Here is an 18,726-nt window from a genome sequence, read left to right as displayed (position 1 = left end):
GGTCAGCCCGCCGTGCCACAGAGCATCTCACACGGTTCACCATCGCTGTTGCCATCGAGTGAAGAGACACCACACACCTGCAGATAATAGTGCGCTTCTTCGCACGAGCTCATCTGACGACAGTAGCGTTTGCCCGAACATGTGAACGACCCGCTCGATAGCGATGGCGCATCCGCAGGCTCTTCAGCCGGTGACAGCAGCGACTGCACTGGTGGTGCCGATGACCGCTCGCGCAGTTCTACACTCGCCGCCCTACGATCGAGTTGAGCCTGCGCTACCCGCACCCCCTGTCGCCATTCCCAGGGCGGCACGGTCTGAGCATCGCTCATCGACCACAGACCACTGCGCTCACCACGCGCACGCGCTTCAGTTGCGAGTAGCGTTTGATCCGTGAGGTACCGACGGTATGCCCAAGCATGTCCGTCTTTGACCATCGCGCGATTGACGTCTTGGCCATCACCGAAGACGCGCGCCACGACACGACCATAGCGATCGGTATCGGTTTGCTGCACCGACACCATCTTGCCGAAGACGAGCGCAGACAGCGCTTGCTTCGAGCGATCCCCCCAGGGCTGACCGCGTTCTGGTGCGTCGATCTCAGCTAATCTGATTTTGTGCTGCTGATTGGTCGCATCGAGCACAGTGATGGTGTCACCATCGCTGACACCGACCACCGTCGCTCTAAACGAAACGGCAGTTTCAGATTGCGATGACGAGAGCCCCTCCCCCACGACCGTTGCCAGCTGATCGCACGCAGCGACGCTCGCGAGACACAGCACGCTCACCATCGCTGCGAGCGCGCGCATAAATCGCGTCAGTGTGTTTGTCGTGATGTACACTCAGCAACTGAGTGGCCAATAAAGCCTACGATCTGGTGACCTGTTTTGGTGCTGTATTGTTCTGCATACTCGTAGGTGCGTCGAACGCGAACCGGTCGATCAACCCCCAAGGCCCGTCGAGATAGCGCCAGAGCAGCAAGCCCTCAGCGACGATTTGGAATGGCTCGAACTCCAGTTGGAGCTGCTCAAGCAACTCGCTTGCCTCATCGGGCTCCACCTTGTTCTGCACAGTGATGTGCGGCCGAAACGGAGCCTGGTCTTGCCGTGTCAGCCATGGCGAAAATGCCTCTGCAAGTTCTTGCCGTAAATCATCAAAGCCAGGCGACCCAAGCCGATAGGCTACTCCGCGACCTATTGACCAAGGGCCGCGGACATCCAACGCAAAAGGACATCGGCTCTGGCAGGCCCTTTCCAACGTCTGCACGATGTCGCGCTCGTGCTGCCCTGGGAGTGCATGAAACAGTGTCAGATGGGCCGGCACCTTGTTGCGGTGGCGCGGGAAGTGCGACTGACGCAGGTCTTCAAACCAGGCGAAGGCTCCTTCATCTAGCGCCGCCGTGACGATCAGGGGTGGGTATTCAGACATCGCTTAAGGCTGCCGGGCGAGCTAAACCACTGCGCCATGCAGTAGCGGCCGCGCGATGAAGAGTGGCATGGCGACGTGCCAACTTGTAGATGTCGAGGTCATAGCCACCGCCCGTGACGCCAACGACCGGTGCCATAGGCAGGCAGGTCTCGAGAACATAGCTGTCGCGCTCGAGAAGCCCTTCGTCGCTCAAAGCCAACCTGCCGAGACGGTCGCTAACGTGAGGATCGACGCCAGCGATGTAGAAGACGAGGTCTGGTGCGACGCGTTCGAGCAGACCGGGAAGGGTCGCCCGCAGCTCGGTCATGTACAATTCGTCGCCAGTCCCATCCGGCAAATCGATGTCGAGATCGCTTGGGCCCCTCCGAACGGGATAGTTCTTTTCGCCCTGCATTGAGAAGGTGAAAACGCGAGGCTCGTCCTCGAAAATGAAGGCGGTTCCGTCGCCCTGGTGAACATCGAGGTCAACTACAAGGACCTGCTCGATTTCGCCTGCGTCGATCATTGCGCGGCAGACTACGGCGATGTCGTTAAAGACGCAGAAGCCAGCGCCCTTAGTCGGTCCAGCATGGTGACTGCCCCCGGCGGTATTGCAGGCGAGGCCATAGCGAAGGGCAAGCTGCGCTGCCAACAGCGTGCCGCCGACCTCCATCCTAGAGCGGTCTGATACACCCCGCGTCATCGGCAGGCCGATGACACGCTCCACCTTGGACGGGACGGTGAGATCCAAGACCTCGCGCACGTAGACGGGCTCGTGCACCGCGGCGAGCAGCTCGAAACTCGCGGCCTCGGGGGTATGCAGCCCCTCGGGCCCTATCAGACCCTCCTCGCCCAGCACCTCAGCCAGTCGCGCATACTTCTGCATGGGAAAACGATGACCCGCCGGGAACTCGGGACTGTAGGCCGGGTGGTAGACGATCGGAGGAAGCGGGCGCGGTGAGGGCATGCGGATGGAGGCTAACAGATTAGCGGAGGCAAGGCTGTGTTTGCATGACAGATGGCGCTGCAGGTTCGCCGTCTCAACAAGACGCCAACTGCAAGCAGACATGGCCAATCCGTCTACTTCGGCAAGACGGTCAGGCGCGCTTTCGCGCAGTGCGCCCGCCGCCCCTCCCGCCGTCTCAGTGCATTTGTGCTGATGTACACTGAGTATGCTGCAGCTTTCTCCGACCAAGCGCTCGTGCAGCGTCGACACTGACCTCACCGCAACCAATCACGCATCAGAAGGTTACCGCGTCGAACTTTACGCAGGAAATCTCAATGTCCGACGCCGCCATTGCCGCCACCAAACGCTTCGGCGAAATCGTCAACACCGGCGACCTAGACGCCTTTTCGGAAGTCGTCGCTGAAAGCTGTGTCGACAACGATCCAGCACCGGGACAGGGTGCTGGTCCTGACGGGTTCAAGACCTTTTTCGCCGGCATGCGGAAGGCCTTCCCCGACATGAAAGTCGAGCCTCAGACCATGGTCAGCGAAGGGGACAAGGTGGCCTTTGCTTATACGCTGACTGGAACCCATCAGGGCGATTTTCTTGGTATTGCTGGCACCGGCAAACCCATTGAAATCCGCGGAATGCAGATCGGCCGCTTCGAGAATGGCAAGATGGTCGAGCGCTGGGGGTCTTCCGACGAGCTTGGCATTCTAAAGCAGATCGGCGCGGCACCGGTCTGAGACACCGAATGCTTAAGCACAGGACCTGCGACGTCGCGATCATTGGGGCAGGTACAGCAGGTCTGGCAGCTTACCGCGCAGCAAAGGCTTCCGGCGCGAAGGTATTATTGATTGAAGCCAGTCCTGGCGGAACGACCTGCGCCCGCTACGGATGTATGCCATCGAAGCTTCTGCTGGCAGCTGCGCGCTCAGCGCGTGATGTCAAAGCTGCAGACACATTCGGCGTGCGCGTCAACAAACTCGAGATCGATGGCAAGGCCGTCATGGCTCGTGTGCAACGCGAGCGCGATCACTTCGTCAAAGGTGTCCTTGCACAAGTCGCTGACATCCCAAACTCAGACAAACAGCGAGGCTGGGCGCGGTTTTCTGCTCCGGACGCCCTGACGATCGACGAGCACACGCTTGTCGAAGCCCGATCCATCGTGATTGCCACAGGTGCACGCCCGGTCGTCCCCAATGATTTGGCCGAGGCTTGCCAAGAACGGGTGGTCACTCACGAGACCATCTTCGATCTGAAGACCCTGCCCCGCTCACTGGCTGTGATCGGAGCCGGTCCGCTCGGTCTTGAAATGGCTCTCGCTTTCGCTCGGCTTGGCGTGAAACTCACAGTGTTTGACGATGGCGACACGATCGGCGCGGTCAGAGATCCGGTCGTTGCAAAAGCTGTATCTGATCAAATGAAGCGCGAGCTGATCATCGAACTGGGCGTAGAGGTCGTCGCGAAGCGCAACGCAAACGGCGATGTGCTGGTCAGCTGGAAAGACGCTGGTGGTAAGTCGCGACGCAGAACCTTCGAATACGTGCTCGTCGCGGCAGGCCGCAAGCCGGCGCTGGACGGGCTGGATCTGAACGTCGCGGGCTTGAAGTGCGATGAAAAAGGCGTGCCACTTTTTGATCCAGCCACGCTCCGTTGCGGGCGATCCAATGTCTTCATCGCCGGCGACGCCAACGACGACCGTCCGGTGCTGCACGAGGCATCGCTTCAGGGTGAGCTGGCAGGTCGCAATGCTGCTCGCGCGCCAAGGCTAGAGAAACGTGACCCAATGCCGTCTATGGCCGTGGTCTATTCAGACCCCGATATCGCCAGCGTTGGACCCGGTTGGGACGAAGAGGCAGCGAAGGGCTGGAACATTGGATGCAGTGATGATGTCGGAAGAGCGAGGGTTGATGCGAGGCCATCCGGAATGTTGAGGGTCTATGCTGATGCGAAGAGCGGTGCGCTGATCGGCGGTGAACTGTTTGGGCCGGACGTGGAGCATCTCGCTCATCTATTGGCGTGGGCGGTCCAGTTGAAAATGACGGCGAATGATGTGCTCGAGCTGCCCTTTTACCATCCAACGATGGAAGAGAGCTTCCGGACTGCTCTTCGCGATCTCGCTAACCAGCACAAGCTTTGACCTGAGCTGGTCATTTGATTTCAGACAAGCCCAATTCTGTGTTGCGAGTTAACCCAGCCGATCGCCAACAAACCATTGCCAAACCACAATCCGCTGCTTGACCTTCTGCTACAAGTGACGGCCAAATTTAAGCGGCGATCGTGACTGAGTGTCTTTGTCTTGATCTACACTGAGCCGCCTAAAGCGGACCTATCCAGTGTCCTCTATGGTTGGAAAGCGGACGTCCGACAGCCAAGGTGCGTCAGGGTGTCAACGGCCCCCAGCAGCCAAGTAGGGTTGAAACGGCGTCGTGCCCCCATCGCGCATAGGCGTTGCCCCCTGCGACCTCGACCGTGCCGTAAGAACCGTCATCCGTCCGCGTCGCGAACCTCAAGCGGGTCGAGAAACCGTCCTTGCGTGTCGGCGGCATTGGTTCAGCGTCGTCATGGATGCGGGACGACAAAGGGCTCACGGGTATGTCGGGCAGGTAAGAGAAGGACAGGGCGAGACGCTCAAGCGCGGGGCAGGCATCAGACCTGACTTCCTCGACGCCCCTCTCTGAGACGCGCGTGGCTGTCCAGAGCCGACCCTCTAGTTGCGCTTCTGTGCGAGCCGCGACCGGCTCTCCCGCCCTGATGACGATCTCATGGGCGAGCGTATGGGGACGGTCTTCGGCAACCGTGATCGAAACTAGCCGGTCGAAGCGTATAGACGCATCTTGGGCCTTGGCCGTGCAGCCGGACGCAAGAACGACCAAAGCAGTTGTGAATGTCGGCAAGCGCATGACGCGACGATAGCAGCCACTCCCATATCCGTCATGCACGCCAAATGTCCGCAATGGGTCGAAAGCGGACGGTCGCTTGTGGGTGAAACAGACGTCAGTTCTCTGATGCGGCGACCGGGACCGCCAAAGCGGCGCCGACACCGCTGCACTCCGCTGCATGCCTGGCAGACCTCCTCAGGTTCTCCGGCTCATCCCAACTGCCGTCTCGCACCAAACGAGGGCCTACGACTCCCCATGAGCCATCATGGAAGAAGCCCTGAAAGGCATAGGGTTGTCGTTTGCCATCCCGGATCAAACCGCACACGAAACGACCATTCGGGCTGACGACAACGTTCGAGACCTCAGCGTCCGGATAGGCGAGAGCTCTCTCCAGCACAGTCTCAATGACTATGGCTTGCCCATCTTCCAATCGGTCAAGATCGCGCTTCACTTCGATTACCGTTACGACTTGCGCAGAGGGCTGCGGGTCTATCGCTTGGCAACCGCTCAACGCCACAATCGAGCACGCAATCAGGATCATCGTCTGGTTCATACGTCAGTGGTGAAGCACTTTTGTAGCGAACCGGATAGTCCGCAATGGGTCGTTTTTAGACACCAGCTTCCAGCACAGGACCGGACACCCAGGACCTTTCGGTTAGGGGGTAGCTGGCGTTAACGGCAGCCGATGTAGGGAGTAGCGGCTCCCAGCAAGGAAAGCGATATGCGTTGGACCGTGCCTCTCATCGCCTTTGCTGTTTTCGGGCTCGCGTCATGCGAGGCTGAGCCGCCAGTTCCGCGACCACCCAGCATCCTCGAGGCAGCCCAATGAAGTATTTGGCCGTAGCAGTCACGACGGCAGCGCTCATGGTTGCAGCTCAGCCCGCCTGCGCCTGCCCAATGCATATCGACACTCCCATAGAAGAGACGCTCGAGTCGGATGCCGTGGTGATCGGGTATGTCGTTGACTTCAAATCGGTGCAGCGTGTTGAGCGCCCCTTCCCTGCTCGCGTTTGGCAGCGCTTGCTGGGAAAAGACGGCAATGAAGGGCGCGACGCACCCGCGCTGGTAACTTTGCGGGTCGCAGAAACGCTTGCCGGGTCCGTGCCGACGACGGTCACCGCCGACTGGCACAACGGCTTAAACAACGGCCCGCCTGAGGAAATGCGTGGGGCCTATCTGATGGCGTTGCGGATTAATGAAGCATCGCGATTGCCGGACGCCAGCGCCTATTCCGTCGTCAGCGGCATCTGTTCTGGAGCCTTGGTCTTTCGCCGCGGAAGCGAGAAAGCGAACGCGATCCGCGCATTGTTTGGATTACAGTCGGAACCGCTTGAGCTGCCGCCAAAGACGTTCGCCGAGAGTCTCGGATATCGTGCAGTCCCATGGCCCACACTGGTCGCTTATGGTTTTCTAGCGGTCAGCGTCATTTTGATTGGGTTGATCGCGATGTGGCCCAGGCGGCGAGCTAACATCCTCGAGTCGGATGGAGATAAGGCTTCGGACGACGACGGATCTGTCTAGATGAATATTGCTTCGGCAGAGGTCCGTTTTGGGTCGAAAATAGACATTAGCTTTCAGCTCAACAACAGATGCTGGACTCTTGTCTCGCCTGACCGCCATTCCCGAAAAGGGCACGGCCGGTTAGGGCGCTCGCCGCCCTGCAATCGGCCTCGCGCCGGCCTTAGCCGAGGGTTGGATCGATCAAGAACTTTTCGCCGGTCGCCTTGCGCTCGTACGCCTTCAAGACTGCCGGATCGAGCGCTTCAGCCAAGCCGATCATGCGCGTGTAGTGCGTGGCAAAGGTGGTGGTCAGCTCGTCGAATACACGTTTTCTGAGTCGGGCCACCGTCTCTGGACCGGCTTTCTGAAGGAAGGGTGTCAAAAGCCAGCCCGACACACTCCACTGGAAACCGAACGACAGACGGTCCAGGGTCGTGGGAGAGAGATCGAGCGCTCCGTAGATATAGAGTTGCTTGAAGGTGGTGGAGCCGTAGGGGCTGTAGTCGGTCATGCGCTGGGCGGCGGACCGTTCCATGGCTCGCATGATATCGCTGCCAAGCGATCCGCCCCCGATCGCATCGAAGGCCACGGTCGCGCCGGTCTCGGTGATCGCATCGACCAGCCGGTGACGGAAATCGTCATCGCGGCTGTTCAGCACGTGGGTCGCGCCAATATCCCGCATCAGCGCAACCTGTTCCTCCGACCGCACGACATTGACCAGCCCCATGCCGTCGCTCGCGCAGATGCGCTGCAGCATCTGACCGAGGCTTGATGCCGCTGCGGTGTGAACGATCGCCGAGTGGCCCTCTGCTCGTGCAGTCTCCACGAACCCCAGCGCCGTCATCGGATTGACTGTCAGAGCCGCGCCTTGGGCCGACGTGACACCATCTGGAAGCGCCAGGGCGTCACGGGTTTTGATCTTGCGCAGGTCGGCGTACATGCCGCCACCGATCAGGCCTACTCGACGACCGATCCAGTCCTCACTCTCCGAGCCTGCCGCCACAACGGTCCCCGCACCCTCGTTGCCTACAGCCAGCGATTTTCCGACGCGAACCGCGAGCCCGGCACGACGCGCCTCTGGAATGTCGAACACTAGCTCCGGTCGGTCGAACTCACCCGCCACACGCATCGAGCTGACATCGGCCGGTCCGAGCAACACCCCCAGATCGCTGGGATTGATCGGGGCAGCCTCCACCCTGACCACGATCTCGTCAGCCGCCGGATTGCCAATGACCAGCGGCTCCAACGAGAGCTTCAGAGTGCCGTCCTCCTGAACTGTCGATCGCAGGGCGCGTCCTGTCAGTGCCATCTGGTCTGTTCCTCTTTGTCGCCGGGATGATGATCGCGGTGATGGTAGCGTGATGACGTGTGCATGTCAGAGACGTTCAACAACTGACACGCCGGATTAGGCTTCTGCTGATCCTCACATCCTCGACCTTCGCCTTGGTTCAGCGTGACGTCGTGCCACCTGACGGACCTACCTCGAGAAGGGGGCTGCGCCAGCGACTTTCAATCACCGTCACGGCTCTGCCGCGAATGAGAACTCTGGAGCCCGCAACTTCAGTCTCAATCCTGCCTCCCCGTTCCGGATAGGCCTGGTAAAATGACAGCCGGGTCCGGCCCAGTCGCTCGGCAAACAGAGGTGCCAGAATGCAGTGAGCGGAACCGGTAGCGGGATCCTCATCAATGCCGCATCCCGGTGCGAAGAAGCGGTCGATCACATCAACACCCGGCGTGTCAGACAAGGCACAAACGACCACTTGCCCCGCCTCTTCCGCATGGCCCGTCAGCCTGGAGACGGAATCAATATCCGGGGCCAGTCGCCTGACTGCCACTTCACTATCCAGGATCGCGACGAGATACCGCCCGGCCCAGACCTCGACCGGCTCGATTCCCAGCGCCTCGGCCAGACCTGGGTGAGTCTGCAGGCGTCGCGGCGTATCGGCCGGGAGATCCATCTCGTAGCCGCCCTCGTGACGCTGAACCGTCAGCGCGCCGGATCGGGTAGAAAACGTCACCTGCGCTCTATCCAAGGCCAGCTCGTGCAGCAGCACATGGGCCGCTGCAAGCGTCGCGTGCCCGCACAGATCCACCTCCATCGAGGGTGTAAACCAGCGGAGATCATACTGCGATCGCTTGCCGGTCAGGCGCAGAAATGCGGTCTCGGACTGATTGTTCTCGCGCGCAATGGCCTGGAGCGCGGCATCAGCCGGCCACGCCGCGAGAGGCTCGACGACGCAAGCCGGGTTGCCCAGGAAAACGCGTTCGGCGAAGGCATCAACGGTCCATTGGCGGGTCATGCCGAAGCTCTAGAGAGCGCGGCCGATAGCGTCGAGCGCCCGCAGCCTGCCGTCGGCGAATTTCGTCACAGCTATCTTCAAGGTCGACATACTCATCGACAACCCATGCAGCTTTCTAAGCTCGATTGCGCTAGCTACGCCGCCCACCGATCAAAGAGAGCAGCATGACCCGTCAAACCCCGCAGACGGTAGGGATCGACTTTGGAACGACCAACACTGTCGTCGCCGTAACCGATACGGACGGGCAGACTATGGTCATTCGCTTCGATGCGCCGACCGGTGAGGTGACTGCGTTTCGCTCGACGCTGAGTTTTCAGGTCGAACCGGCACGTGGCGCTGAACCAGCTCGGCGGCTTGTGGAAGCTGGTCCGTGGGCCATTGATGCCTATGTCGAAGAAGCGCTGGAAACCCGGTTCATTCAGTCGTTCAAGACCTTCGCAGCGAGCGCAGCCTTTACCGAGACCGTGATCGACAATCGGCGCTATGCATTCGAGGACCTGCTTGCGGCGTTTCTGCTGAGGCTGCGCCTTCATGGCGGAGAGGCCATGTCAAATCTGCCCGCGCGCGTGATCGTCGGTCGGCCGGTCACTTTCGCGGGTGGCGCACCCGACGAACAACTGGCGCTGAAACGCTACGAAGCCGCTTTCGCGCGTCTTGGCTTTACGGACATCCGGTATGCGTATGAACCGGTAGGGGCCGCTTTCTTCTTTGCCCGAACGCTCAAGACCGACGCCAATGTGCTGGTCGCAGACTTCGGCGGCGGAACCAGCGACTTTTCGATCATCCGCTTCGAACAGTCCGACGAGGGTCTGCGTTCGAAAGCGCTCGCCCAGTCGGGGGTCGGCGTTGCCGGCGACGCGTTCGACTATCGCATCATCGACCATCTGGTTTCGCCAGAACTCGGCAAGGGCGGGCAGTACCACGCGCTTGGAAAGACGCTGCCGATCCCCCAACGCTACTATGCTGCGTTCGCGCGATGGGACCAGCTGGCGCTGCTACGCGCCTCAAAGGACATGCGCGATATCCGCGCCTTGGCACGCAGCGCTACCGAACCTGAAAAGCTCGATCGCCTGATCGAGATCCTCGACGACAACCACGGCTACGCGCTTTATCAATCGGTGTCAGCGCTCAAGATGGCGCTTTCGCGCGAGGACGAGGCGACCTTCAGGTTCAAGGCTGGCTCGGTTCTGATCGAGACCCCCGTGAAGCGGTCGGAGTTCGAACACTGGATCGCGCCCGAACTGGCTGCGATCGAAGTCGCGGTCGATGAAGCGATTGAACGATCGGGGTTGTTTGCTGAGCAGATCGATAGGGTCTTTCTGACCGGCGGCACATCGTTTGTGCCGGCCGTTCGAAACATCTTTCATCGCCGCTTCGGCGCAGAGCGCATCGAAACCGGGGGCGAGTTTGAATCTATTGCTAGCGGGCTGGCTTTGATCGGTCGCGAAACGGACCTGGACGTCTGGAGCCAGCCTCGTTCATCAGCCTCCAACTAGGCTCACCAACAGCTCATCTGTCGCCCCCCCGCTTGCCGACATTACATGCCGACCATCATTGCACTGAGTGCGTTTGTCTTCATTTACACTGAGACGCTGTGTCGACTGGTCAAGGGGTGGCTTTGAGGCACTCGCGCGTCAAGCCAGCAGCGGAACATATTGATCGAGAGAACATTAGGTGAACACAGGAGATCATTATGACCGACACCACCAACCCCAAACTTGACCCACACCCTGGCGGCAACACCGAAAAAGACCCGTCGGATTGGGTCTCTGGCGATGATGCCATGACAGGCGCACAGGCGTCTTATCTCAAGACGCTATCTGAAGAAGTAGAGGCACCAGAGGCATTCGAAGACAACCTAACCAAAGCTGAAGCGTCTCGGCGTATCGATCAGCTCAAGGATCGTCAGAACGCACCATGATGAGGTGATAACGCTCGATGCGCTCTTCTAACGCTGGCGGTGGTCGGGGTTGCGACGAGTAAGACGGTTCGCAATCTCGTCATGCCAAAAGCCCATAAAGCGGTGGTAGATCATCGTTGCGAACCAACGCGCGTTGGCAGCAGCTTCATAATGGCGAACGGCGTGCGCTCGCATATCTAGAAGAGCCCGTCGTTCATCGATCGGAGGTCTCATTGATTGGGCGTTTGCCGCGGCGCGTCAAACTCAATGAGCGCATTATTAGGTAAAGCTCGCTGCAACGCGCTCGCTTCGCTCCAGGGCGCACGCATCCACATGTCGTACTCTTCAACTGTCGTGAGGATCACCGGCATCGCTTTGGGATGGACAAACTTCACCGGTTCGCTGGGGTCGGTCGTCAGAAAGGCGAACAGGTCGAGCGTCTCCATCCCCGTCTTGATCTTACGTACCGAGGTCCATGCGCGGGCGTGAATGCCAGCGAAGAAGGCCAGTGTGTCGGGATCGCTGGCGGCCAAGCGGAACCAGATCGGGCGGTATCGGCCTTCGGTGTCCCGTCCTGGCTCGCTGAAGGCGGTGAACGGGACCAGGCACCGGTTGGCCGGTTCCAGCCACGGCTTCCAGTGAGACGAGCTGGTGTTACGCACATTGGTGGTGCCGATGTCAGGCTCCATTTCCAGCAGTCGGGGGAAATCGACCTCCTTTCCCTTGGCCCTCAGCTTGTCGGCTCGCTTAGTCGCCGCGTCGAAAAGCGACTTCTTCGACGATGGCATGCCCCAGCGCGAGAGCGCCAGTTCCCGCTCGCCGTTGAGGCCGTGGCGGATGATCGGAGCGGGATAGTCGGGATAGACGTCGCCGGGTGCGAGGTTGCCCACGCTGGAGTTCATCGCTCTGGCGATGTCCAGAATGGCCTGCGGCCCTGATCGGATCTTGTAGAGATTGCACATCAGATACCCCCCCTCACCCCTTCCGACGAGTTGCTTTGAGCTCATTGACCAAAGCGGCTCGTTCGCGATCGTGCTCGCTCGCTGTTTCGTGGCGGCGGCGTTCAATGTCAGCGACTTGGTTGTCGAAGTCGGCAAGCGTTTGCGCGTGAGCTGTGTCGAGGTCGGCTAGACGTCTCTCCAGCGCGTCTTGTTTGCGCTTCTTTGCTTTTGACGCTGAGTTTGTCGTGCGTGATTTGGCTTTGGTGATTTTGCCGATATCGACCGCAAGACCGCGCTCGATCACTTCGTCAGGGGCTGCGATCGCCGCATCGTAGTCAGACCCTCCACTCAGCTCGCTAGCTAAACCCGATGCAAAGAGATCCTGTTTAGACCCCCACGCGTCTAATGCTTTTGGTCTTGAAGTCGTGGCGATGGTGAATGCGTGAAAGCCATCGGACCAGGTGAAAACTTTGAGACGAGCTGCCATTCTGACATCCAGACAGACAAGCGCTCGAATGGCTAGTGCGATCCCGATCCTCCCCGCTTGGCGAGACGTCTAACAGCGCCTATTCGACCTTCTCTTGTGCGCGGGTTTCCAACCACTGGCGAACGGAGAACACGATGTCGAAACCAGTTCCAGATGGCCCTGACCCCGTTGATATTTCGGTTGGACAGCGTGTCGCTGCGCGCCGTCTGGAGCTGGGTTACAACCAATCTGACTTGGGTCGTGCGCTAGGGCTGACGTTTCAGCAGGTGCAGAAATACGAGAAGGGGACGAACCGCATCTCGGCTTCCAAGCTATGGGCCATATCCCAGTTTCTTAAGGTCGATGTTGCCCATTTTTTTGTTGGATTGAGCGGCGAAGGTTTCCACCCGGAAGCCCAGATCCCCAGTCGCCTGTCACAAGAGATTTCTAAGGCGGTCAACGGTCTCGCATCGGCCGACCAGAAGCTAGTTTTAGATCTTGCACGTCGGTTGTCGGCGGCTGAGCCATCGAGCTGATCGCTGATCTCGACGCGCAGCACTGGCCGTTACGAACCGGCTGATACTCGTGTTCACTCGTGGGCTCCAACTTATCGGATCTGGTGTAACCGGGTGCGATTTTGAGCGGAGATCAGACCTCACAGTGAGATTTTCTCTGCACGCGTATTGAGAGTGGAATCGTTTTGACTCACAACTCTTGGTAAGCACGTAATAGCAGAGGCGTCGCCATTCAGCGACGTGTTCTCACGTGCCTTCCGCTGTCGCCGCACCTTTGCGGTGATGGAGGAAGACCATGCAAATCGAACGTAAAACCCCCGAGAAAGCCGCTGCTCAAGACCAGGTTTTGGGCTGCGTTTCGCTCATGATCGAAGCTATCATCCAAATGCTCGCCGACGCTGAACTAGACGATCAAGCTAAGCGATTAGCGCAGTACGAGTTGTAGGTATCAGCCCGCTGCCGCCTCGTCGTGGCGGCGGGCTCACTATGCGTGTTGCAATCAAGCTGCGAGCACAGGGGTCTCAGACAGTCGTGTTGTGTAGGCTGGACTGCGCATGTCGGCTCGCAGGGTCCATGCTCGCATCACACCTGTCTGTGCCGGAAACACTGTGCCCCGACCAAAGCGTCGGTTCAGGTGGTCCATCGCCGCCATCAGTTCAGGGCGTCGTGGGTCGGTCGGCTCGATCAAGGCGCGCGGCGCGTCCGCCGGCGTGACCAGATCGTCCAGGATCACACCCGCCTTGGCATAGCGAAAGCCATCGGCCCAGATGCGGCGTGTTGCCTCGCTGGCCGCGCGGACCAGGTCCAGTGTGTCCGATGTCGGCTCCCGCATCCGGGCAATACCGGACACAGAGCGTGCCGGGCCGTCGGCGAACCTGCTGGTATGCATGAAGACCTGGATGTGCGCAGCCAACATGCCGTGGCGACGCAGCTTTTCACCTGCCCGCGTGGCGTAAACGGCTGTGGCCTGCAGCATTGCCGGCAGCGTCGTCACCACCTGGCTGAACGAGCGCGTGACGGCGATCCCCTTTCGCGACGGCGGGGTCAGGTCCAGGTCATTGCACAGCACGCCATTTAACTCGCGCACCAGACGTTCGCCAACGACGGTCAGCAGGGAGCGCGCGACACGCGGATCGAGTGCGCGCAGGTCGGCGGCGGTGTGAACACCGATCTCCTGCAACTTGGCGACCGAGGCCCGGCCCACGCCCCAGACGTCTTTGATCTCCAGCTGCGGCAGCAAGCGATCGCGCGCCTCTGCGGTCGTCAGGTCACAGACACCGTCGAGTTCCGGCCGCTTCTTGGCCAGGTGGTTCGCAGCCTTAGCCAGCACGCGGGTGGGGCCTAGGCCGACACATGTCGGGATGCCGGTCCAGCGTCGGACGGTGCGACGCATGTCTCGCGCGCGCTGTTCCGGATCGGGCATCCCGGTAAAATCGAGAAAGCTCTCGTCGATTGAATAGACCTCAATGTCGTCGGCGAAGGTCTGATAGGCCTCGTTCACGCGACGACTCATGTCGCCGTACAGAACGTAGTTGGACGACCGCGCGACGACACCCTTGGCATGACACAGGTCGCGGATTTTGAACCACGGCGCGCCCATCTCGATGCCCAGGGCCTTGGCTTCCGGCGTGCGAGCAACGGCACAACCATCGTTGTTCGACAGCACGATCACCGGCCTGCCTTCCAGCGAAGGGTCGAACACGCGCTCGCAGCTGCAGTAGAAACTGTTACAGTCCGACAGGGCGAAGACACGGCTCATCGCGGTGCGGGTCGCAACGGTGTCAGCGACCAGGTCACGACGCCCCAAACAACGGCTTCGGATGCCTCGTCCAGAACGAGCGGCGTGCGGGCCTCGTCGGCGAATGCCAGACCGACTCCACCGCAGCGCATCCGCACGACCTTCTTGGCACTGGGCAGGCCGTCAATCACCGCGACCACGACGTCGTCAACGCGCGGTACCAGCGAGCGGTCGACCACGACGAAGTCTCCGTCGTTGACGCCGGCGCGGACCATGCTGCGGCCTGTCACGCGCCACATGAAGGTCGACGCCGGGTTAGTTACGATCAGGCGCGAGGGGTCCAGCGCCTCCTCGACGTAGTCGTCAGCTGGGGACGGAAAGCCTGCGCAAAGCGGGCGGCCTATCAGCGGAATCGTGACGTCGGCCGGATTGACCAGGGTTAAAGTCACTGGTCACCGACTGTGCTGATCCCGAGGCGTTTGAGCTCCAGCCCAGCGTTGACCTGCCCGATTATGCCAGGAGCTCTCTCTTCCAACTCGCGCAACAGACAGCGAAGGCCAGCCCGACCATCGGCGCTCGTCAGATCCAGTCCCTCTATGCAACGTCTCAGCACAGCCGCGTTCGAAGCGATTTCCATCGCTGCTCTCCCAAAAAACGTGCCGTGCCCGTGAGCGGCTTACGAGGATCGGTATGGAAGGGGAAGCTGAAAGTTCTGCTTTCGTTCTTCTGTTGTGGAAGAGCGGTTGGTGGCTTGGGTTTGGGAACGTCGTACCCACCGCAGCATTCAGGGCGTCATCGCTCATATCCAAGTTGGAGACTGCTCTCGTGGCAAACACATCACTTTCCGGGAAGACCATTGCCGTTCTGGCCACCGACGGGTTCGAACAAGTCGAACTGACAACCCCGGTTAAAGCCCTCAAAGAAGCTGGTGCGTCGATCGTGATCGTCGCTCCTGAGGCCGGCTTCATCCAGGGGTTCAACCACCACGATAAGGGTGACACCACATCGGTCGATCAAACGCTCGCCGATTCTGATGCCTCCTCATTCGACGGACTGCTTTTGCCAGGCGGCGTGATCAGCCCGGATGCCCTCAGGATCGATGAAAAGGCCATCGCGTTCGTGCGCAGCTTCGGCGAAGCCGGCAAACCGATCGCCGCCATCTGCCATGGACCGTGGACACTGATCGATGCAGGGCTGGTCGACGGCAAGAAGCTGACATCTTGGCCCTCGCTTAAGACGGATCTCACCAATGCTGGTGCGAACTGGGTGGATGAGCCGGTCGTCAGCGACGGGGGCCTAGTCACCTCAAGGAACCCGGACGATCTGCCCGTCTTTTGTGACGCCGCAATCGAGGCGTTCGCTAAAGGCTAAAGAGTCCCGAACCTCTGACTATGCTCGCCGTCGCGTGCTCCGCGACGACCTCAAAGCGGTCGCGCGGAGCTCTTCGAGATAGGCCGAATGCGGTATGATATCGTCTTCAGCGGTAGCCTCGGTGGCGAGCGCTTGAGCTTCATCAAGCAGTTGAGACACGCCATCAGCTTCAAGCGAGCCGGACATCTCAGCTAAGGTCGCTGCTCTGGCTCTCAGCAAATGCATCGCCGCAACGGGGTATCGAGCAGCCAAGCGCGCTGCCCACAGCGCGCTCGCGTCGGCGCGCCCGTTCAACTCTCCAACGCGGGCCAATATGGTCTCGGCCGCTTCGCGCAGGGCATTCTGCTCAAACATAAACGCGAGACCTCGATTGAGGTCGAAGTTGCTGGCAGCGAACGCGAGCGCGCGATCGGTCGCGACAACGTCTTCGAAATCATTCAGGCGCGAGACAATGTCGTTCAGGCTCGCCACGCTCAGTGATCGCTCGAACTTCAACCATCGCGCAGTCATTGCGGCTTCGCTGCGCCCCTCGCTATCCAGCACAGCGATCTCTGCATCGAACCACCGCTCGTCGCGAACAGGGGTTGGCTCAGGTGCGTGCCAGCCCAAGCGCTTGCGAGATGGCTGCACCAGAGCGGCTTCTAGTGCCGCCCGAGCGTCAACAGCTCGTCCACCTCGTGCAAGACGCAGTGCACGCTCAACCTGGATCTCTGGCTGGTGAGACGTTTTGTTATCGAAGCTCGCCAGCCAAATGTCGAGATCGCCGACGTGATCAGCCAACCGACGCACGATCAGCGCGAGCCGACCGGACTGTGGGACCTGCTTGACAGTCAACGACGCTAGCAAGCCCTTCGCCAATTCGTGGTCGAGCGTGGCGACTGCCCGCCCCAACAACGGCACCCAGGTGGTTGAACGCGTGAGAACAGCGTCGACTAGAACAGGCGACGCTACCCCCTGCCCTGCCGACGATGCCATCGCACCGAGCGCAGGTGCTGCTGCTTCAAACAAAGTCGCGACCTCCTCACGAGGATCGTTCGTGCGCGCTTGCAGGGGTTCCTGAAGATCAAACCACGCGACCAGACGCGGAAACGCCAAGGCTGCATCAGCGACTGCGAGGCGCTCGACGATCATGGTGCGCAACAGTGCGAGCTCTCTCAGCAGCTCAGGTCGCTTTCGCCACGAGATGCGCGCGCGACTGGTCGCCAGCTCGTCGAGGCGCTTGTCCAACGCTTGCGCCAACTCTGCTGCGCCGAGTTCCGATGCGAGCTCGAGCCGAAGACTGCGCTTCAGTGCAGGATCCGTTGCGGCGGCCGCAAACAGAAGCGATGCCAACCGGTCAGCACCCAGTTGAGCGAGATTGGCTTGAGAGAGCGTCTTGCGCAGTTTTGGCGCAGCTTTGGCCATAGGTTGGAGAATGTTTCTGCGGCGAAGTTGGAGGGAGAAGCCATCAGCTTTGCCGCTAAACGGCGAACTGATCTGCAGTACGCACATTGCAGCAAGATGGTTCGCGCGTCCCGATCATATCCGGTCACATTAGACGGTCGATATTTGATCGTGCGCGATCGCTTGTGGCGAACGTCAAATCCAACGCTCGACCCTGACCACCGCCAAGCGCTCGTCGACGAACTGATGCGCGCGCGTCGCTCGGTGAAAGAGCATCGCGAAGAAGGTGGCACCGCGCTCGTCGAAGCACGCAAGGCCGTCAACTCAGCCAAGATCGAATTAGGCGAACGAGGACCACCGTGGTGGACCGACGGCGCGCCTGACTACAATCGGCACCTCGTCGCCAATACCCCCTATGCGACGTGGTACGCGACGCTTGATCGCTAGCGCTGTTCGCACAGAACTACCGGTCCATCTGCCGCATATGGTCAGACCGCTGAGCCGTCTGTGCAGCATGACGTCTCATCGCCAGCACGAGGATGTAAGCGACCGGGAAGCCCATGATGAACCCCGTCGTTTCCAGCACCGCTGCAAACACGATGACCACGATCGCCACCATCACCCATTCGGCAGCCGTGAGTGATTTCACATTCGCTTTGATGGTTTCGACGTTCATGACCCTGTCCCTCAGTTGACCATCAAAAGCGTATCAGCTGCGCGTCGCACGTCACGTTAAATGCGAGACATCTCGCACTAGGCGAGGGGGTGCGCTCTTATCGCTCAGTGCACTTTTCATGATATGCACTGTGACGCCGAAACGCACCTGATCAATGGCGGCCAATAAGGCCCCTGACATATGTCGGCTGCTGATATTGGTCGTCCGCCAGACCGGACCCTTGCTATCGTTTACGCGATACCGCCAAAACGATTGCAACAGCGCTACAGACAATCATGGCATCTTCAACCAGGCCGCTCCGCGTCTGGCCGATCCGCCTCATGGCCCGTTTGCGCCCAGCCAGCGTGAGATAAGCAAGGGGCACGGCGGTCGCCACCGCGATGACACCGCCGAGCCGGTCGCGTCCTTTGGGCGCCAACGCTGCTCCGGCTATGCCCGCACTCATGACACGCGCGAGCAGGCCTAGGGCGACGGTTCGGTCCGGTGCAGTCTTCATCTTGTCGCCAAACAGCTCGCCGACGCCCATCATCAAGGCCCCCGCCGTAAACAGAGGCTGCTTGAGAAGGAGTAGCCTTCCGGGCGTGGACCGACCGGCAAGGTGCGCGGCGGCCAACGCCCCCATCGGAGACATCGATCGCGCGCTGGCCACAGCACCGATTAGCACGGAGGGAAGCAGGTCACGGTATTTCATGCCTCTCAAA

22 protein-coding genes are annotated in these 18,726 nt (G+C 60.3%); 9 read left to right on the top strand and 13 right to left on the bottom strand.

What is annotated here, in order from left to right; all coding sequences use genetic code 11:
• Window positions 1-2: 2 nt before the first annotated feature.
• Genes JHC81_RS01745 through JHC81_RS01735 form a run of 3 tightly spaced genes read right to left on the bottom strand, consistent with a single transcriptional unit; the run spans window position 3 to window position 2,620 of the window.
• Window positions 3-806, bottom strand: a complete 804-nt coding sequence (locus tag JHC81_RS01745) for a thermonuclease family protein (protein ID WP_292169828.1) — start codon at window positions 804-806, stop codon at window positions 3-5.
• Between the two features lie 58 nt (window positions 807-864).
• The gene (locus JHC81_RS01740) at window positions 865-1,425 is read right to left on the bottom strand and encodes a 2'-5' RNA ligase family protein (RefSeq protein WP_292169827.1); all 561 of its coding nucleotides are present in this window, start codon (window positions 1,423-1,425) and stop codon (window positions 865-867) included.
• Complete coding sequence (locus tag JHC81_RS01735; protein ID WP_366465400.1) at window positions 1,418-2,620, bottom strand: histone deacetylase; 1,203 nt, start codon at window positions 2,618-2,620, stop codon at window positions 1,418-1,420. Before JHC81_RS01735 ends, JHC81_RS01740 begins: the two co-directional genes overlap by 8 nt.
• Window positions 2,621-2,685: 65 nt before the next feature.
• Between JHC81_RS01735 and JHC81_RS01730 the strand changes: the two genes are divergently transcribed.
• Window positions 2,686-3,096: an ester cyclase gene (locus tag JHC81_RS01730; RefSeq protein WP_292169825.1), complete on the top strand. Its 411-nt coding sequence runs from the start codon at window positions 2,686-2,688 to the stop codon at window positions 3,094-3,096.
• A gap of 8 nt (window positions 3,097-3,104) precedes the next feature.
• Window positions 3,105-4,493: a dihydrolipoyl dehydrogenase gene (locus tag JHC81_RS01725; protein WP_292169823.1), complete on the top strand. Its 1,389-nt coding sequence runs from the start codon at window positions 3,105-3,107 to the stop codon at window positions 4,491-4,493.
• A gap of 857 nt (window positions 4,494-5,350) precedes the next feature.
• Here the strand turns inward: JHC81_RS01725 and JHC81_RS01720 are convergent.
• Window positions 5,351-5,788: a hypothetical protein gene (locus JHC81_RS01720; protein WP_292169822.1), complete on the bottom strand. Its 438-nt coding sequence runs from the start codon at window positions 5,786-5,788 to the stop codon at window positions 5,351-5,353.
• Window positions 5,789-6,060: 272 nt separating this feature from the next.
• Between JHC81_RS01720 and JHC81_RS01715 the strand changes: the two genes are divergently transcribed.
• Window positions 6,061-6,756 (top strand): hypothetical protein, encoded by a 696-nt coding sequence (locus JHC81_RS01715; RefSeq protein WP_292169821.1) that lies wholly within the window; start codon window positions 6,061-6,063, stop codon window positions 6,754-6,756.
• Between the two features lie 160 nt (window positions 6,757-6,916).
• Here the strand turns inward: JHC81_RS01715 and JHC81_RS01710 are convergent, their stop codons facing one another.
• Window positions 6,917-7,981, bottom strand: a complete 1,065-nt coding sequence (locus JHC81_RS01710) for a zinc-binding dehydrogenase (RefSeq protein WP_292169820.1) — start codon at window positions 7,979-7,981, stop codon at window positions 6,917-6,919.
• Window positions 7,982-8,183: 202 nt separating this feature from the next.
• Window positions 8,184-9,035 carry a PhzF family phenazine biosynthesis protein gene (locus tag JHC81_RS01705; protein ID WP_292169819.1) on the bottom strand — a complete coding sequence of 284 codons (852 nt, stop codon included), beginning with the start codon at window positions 9,033-9,035 and terminating at the stop codon, window positions 8,184-8,186.
• A gap of 164 nt (window positions 9,036-9,199) precedes the next feature.
• Here JHC81_RS01705 and JHC81_RS01700 point away from each other — a divergent pair, with 164 nt between their 5' ends.
• Both JHC81_RS01700 and JHC81_RS01695 read left to right on the top strand, forming a co-directional pair.
• Window positions 9,200-10,531: an Hsp70 family protein gene (locus tag JHC81_RS01700; RefSeq protein ID WP_292169818.1), complete on the top strand. Its 1,332-nt coding sequence runs from the start codon at window positions 9,200-9,202 to the stop codon at window positions 10,529-10,531.
• Window positions 10,532-10,728: 197 nt separating this feature from the next.
• The gene (locus JHC81_RS01695) at window positions 10,729-10,956 is read left to right on the top strand and encodes a DUF3072 domain-containing protein (RefSeq protein ID WP_292169817.1); all 228 of its coding nucleotides are present in this window, start codon (window positions 10,729-10,731) and stop codon (window positions 10,954-10,956) included.
• Window positions 10,957-11,165: 209 nt separating this feature from the next.
• On the opposite strand, the gene JHC81_RS01690 is transcribed toward JHC81_RS01695, so the two are convergent.
• Window positions 11,166-11,897 carry an SOS response-associated peptidase family protein gene (locus JHC81_RS01690; RefSeq protein ID WP_292169815.1) on the bottom strand — a complete coding sequence of 244 codons (732 nt, stop codon included), beginning with the start codon at window positions 11,895-11,897 and terminating at the stop codon, window positions 11,166-11,168.
• A gap of 13 nt (window positions 11,898-11,910) precedes the next feature.
• Complete coding sequence (locus JHC81_RS01685; protein WP_292169813.1) at window positions 11,911-12,363, bottom strand: hypothetical protein; 453 nt, start codon at window positions 12,361-12,363, stop codon at window positions 11,911-11,913.
• Window positions 12,364-12,497: 134 nt separating this feature from the next.
• Between JHC81_RS01685 and JHC81_RS01680 the strand changes: the two genes are divergently transcribed.
• Both JHC81_RS01680 and JHC81_RS01675 read left to right on the top strand, forming a co-directional pair.
• The gene (locus JHC81_RS01680) at window positions 12,498-12,878 is read left to right on the top strand and encodes a helix-turn-helix transcriptional regulator (RefSeq protein WP_292169812.1); all 381 of its coding nucleotides are present in this window, start codon (window positions 12,498-12,500) and stop codon (window positions 12,876-12,878) included.
• 274 nt (window positions 12,879-13,152) lie between these two features.
• Window positions 13,153-13,302 (top strand): hypothetical protein, encoded by a 150-nt coding sequence (locus JHC81_RS01675; RefSeq protein WP_292169811.1) that lies wholly within the window; start codon window positions 13,153-13,155, stop codon window positions 13,300-13,302.
• 54 nt (window positions 13,303-13,356) lie between these two features.
• On the opposite strand, the gene JHC81_RS01670 is transcribed toward JHC81_RS01675, so the two are convergent.
• Both JHC81_RS01670 and JHC81_RS01665 read right to left on the bottom strand, forming a co-directional pair.
• Window positions 13,357-14,616 (bottom strand): Y-family DNA polymerase, encoded by a 1,260-nt coding sequence (locus JHC81_RS01670; protein WP_292169809.1) that lies wholly within the window; start codon window positions 14,614-14,616, stop codon window positions 13,357-13,359.
• On the bottom strand, window positions 14,613-15,044 hold the full coding sequence (locus JHC81_RS01665) for a S24 family peptidase (RefSeq protein ID WP_292169807.1): 432 nt from the start codon (window positions 15,042-15,044) through the stop codon (window positions 14,613-14,615). Before JHC81_RS01665 ends, JHC81_RS01670 begins: the two co-directional genes overlap by 4 nt.
• A gap of 376 nt (window positions 15,045-15,420) precedes the next feature.
• On the opposite strand from JHC81_RS01665, the gene JHC81_RS01660 reads away from it, so the two are divergent.
• Window positions 15,421-15,966 (top strand): type 1 glutamine amidotransferase domain-containing protein, encoded by a 546-nt coding sequence (locus JHC81_RS01660; protein WP_292169805.1) that lies wholly within the window; start codon window positions 15,421-15,423, stop codon window positions 15,964-15,966.
• A gap of 18 nt (window positions 15,967-15,984) precedes the next feature.
• Here the strand turns inward: JHC81_RS01660 and JHC81_RS01655 are convergent, their stop codons facing one another.
• Complete coding sequence (locus JHC81_RS01655; protein WP_292169803.1) at window positions 15,985-17,370, bottom strand: DUF6880 family protein; 1,386 nt, start codon at window positions 17,368-17,370, stop codon at window positions 15,985-15,987.
• Between the two features lie 150 nt (window positions 17,371-17,520).
• Between JHC81_RS01655 and JHC81_RS01650 the strand changes: the two genes are divergently transcribed.
• Window positions 17,521-17,796 (top strand): hypothetical protein, encoded by a 276-nt coding sequence (locus JHC81_RS01650; RefSeq protein WP_292169938.1) that lies wholly within the window; start codon window positions 17,521-17,523, stop codon window positions 17,794-17,796.
• A gap of 16 nt (window positions 17,797-17,812) precedes the next feature.
• Here the strand turns inward: JHC81_RS01650 and JHC81_RS01645 are convergent, their stop codons facing one another.
• Together JHC81_RS01645 and JHC81_RS01640 are read right to left on the bottom strand one after the other, a co-directional pair.
• Entirely contained in the window at window positions 17,813-18,025 is a 213-nt protein-coding gene (locus JHC81_RS01645) for a hypothetical protein (protein ID WP_292169801.1), read from the bottom strand.
• A gap of 223 nt (window positions 18,026-18,248) precedes the next feature.
• Window positions 18,249-18,716, bottom strand: a complete 468-nt coding sequence (locus JHC81_RS01640) for a hypothetical protein (protein ID WP_292169799.1) — start codon at window positions 18,714-18,716, stop codon at window positions 18,249-18,251.
• Window positions 18,717-18,726 lie beyond the last annotated feature (10 nt).

This window comes from Brevundimonas sp., from assembly GCF_016463295.1.
Classification (GTDB): domain Bacteria; phylum Pseudomonadota; class Alphaproteobacteria; order Caulobacterales; family Caulobacteraceae; genus Brevundimonas.
This window is presented reverse-complemented; position numbering and strand designations above follow the sequence as displayed.

Excerpts from the sequence above, each read along its gene's own strand:
- JHC81_RS01745 (WP_292169828.1), bottom strand. The coding sequence starts at position 806 with ATGCGCGCGCTCGCAGCGATGGTGAGCGTGCTGTGTCTCGCGAGCGTC.
- JHC81_RS01740 (WP_292169827.1), bottom strand. The coding sequence starts at position 1,425 with ATGTCTGAATACCCACCCCTGATCGTCACGGCGGCGCTAGATGAAGGA.
- JHC81_RS01730 (WP_292169825.1), top strand. The coding sequence starts at position 2,686 with ATGTCCGACGCCGCCATTGCCGCCACCAAACGCTTCGGCGAAATCGTC.
- JHC81_RS01725 (WP_292169823.1), top strand. The coding sequence starts at position 3,105 with ATGCTTAAGCACAGGACCTGCGACGTCGCGATCATTGGGGCAGGTACA.
- JHC81_RS01720 (WP_292169822.1), bottom strand. The coding sequence starts at position 5,788 with ATGAACCAGACGATGATCCTGATTGCGTGCTCGATTGTGGCGTTGAGC.
- JHC81_RS01715 (WP_292169821.1), top strand. The coding sequence starts at position 6,061 with ATGAAGTATTTGGCCGTAGCAGTCACGACGGCAGCGCTCATGGTTGCA.
- JHC81_RS01705 (WP_292169819.1), bottom strand. The coding sequence starts at position 9,035 with ATGACCCGCCAATGGACCGTTGATGCCTTCGCCGAACGCGTTTTCCTG.
- JHC81_RS01700 (WP_292169818.1), top strand. The coding sequence starts at position 9,200 with ATGACCCGTCAAACCCCGCAGACGGTAGGGATCGACTTTGGAACGACC.
- JHC81_RS01695 (WP_292169817.1), top strand. The coding sequence starts at position 10,729 with ATGACCGACACCACCAACCCCAAACTTGACCCACACCCTGGCGGCAAC.
- JHC81_RS01690 (WP_292169815.1), bottom strand. The coding sequence starts at position 11,897 with ATGTGCAATCTCTACAAGATCCGATCAGGGCCGCAGGCCATTCTGGAC.
- JHC81_RS01685 (WP_292169813.1), bottom strand. The coding sequence starts at position 12,363 with ATGGCAGCTCGTCTCAAAGTTTTCACCTGGTCCGATGGCTTTCACGCA.
- JHC81_RS01680 (WP_292169812.1), top strand. The coding sequence starts at position 12,498 with ATGTCGAAACCAGTTCCAGATGGCCCTGACCCCGTTGATATTTCGGTT.
- JHC81_RS01675 (WP_292169811.1), top strand. The coding sequence starts at position 13,153 with ATGCAAATCGAACGTAAAACCCCCGAGAAAGCCGCTGCTCAAGACCAG.
- JHC81_RS01670 (WP_292169809.1), bottom strand. The coding sequence starts at position 14,616 with ATGAGCCGTGTCTTCGCCCTGTCGGACTGTAACAGTTTCTACTGCAGC.
- JHC81_RS01655 (WP_292169803.1), bottom strand. The coding sequence starts at position 17,370 with ATGGCCAAAGCTGCGCCAAAACTGCGCAAGACGCTCTCTCAAGCCAAT.
- JHC81_RS01645 (WP_292169801.1), bottom strand. The coding sequence starts at position 18,025 with ATGAACGTCGAAACCATCAAAGCGAATGTGAAATCACTCACGGCTGCC.
- JHC81_RS01640 (WP_292169799.1), bottom strand. The coding sequence starts at position 18,716 with ATGAAATACCGTGACCTGCTTCCCTCCGTGCTAATCGGTGCTGTGGCC.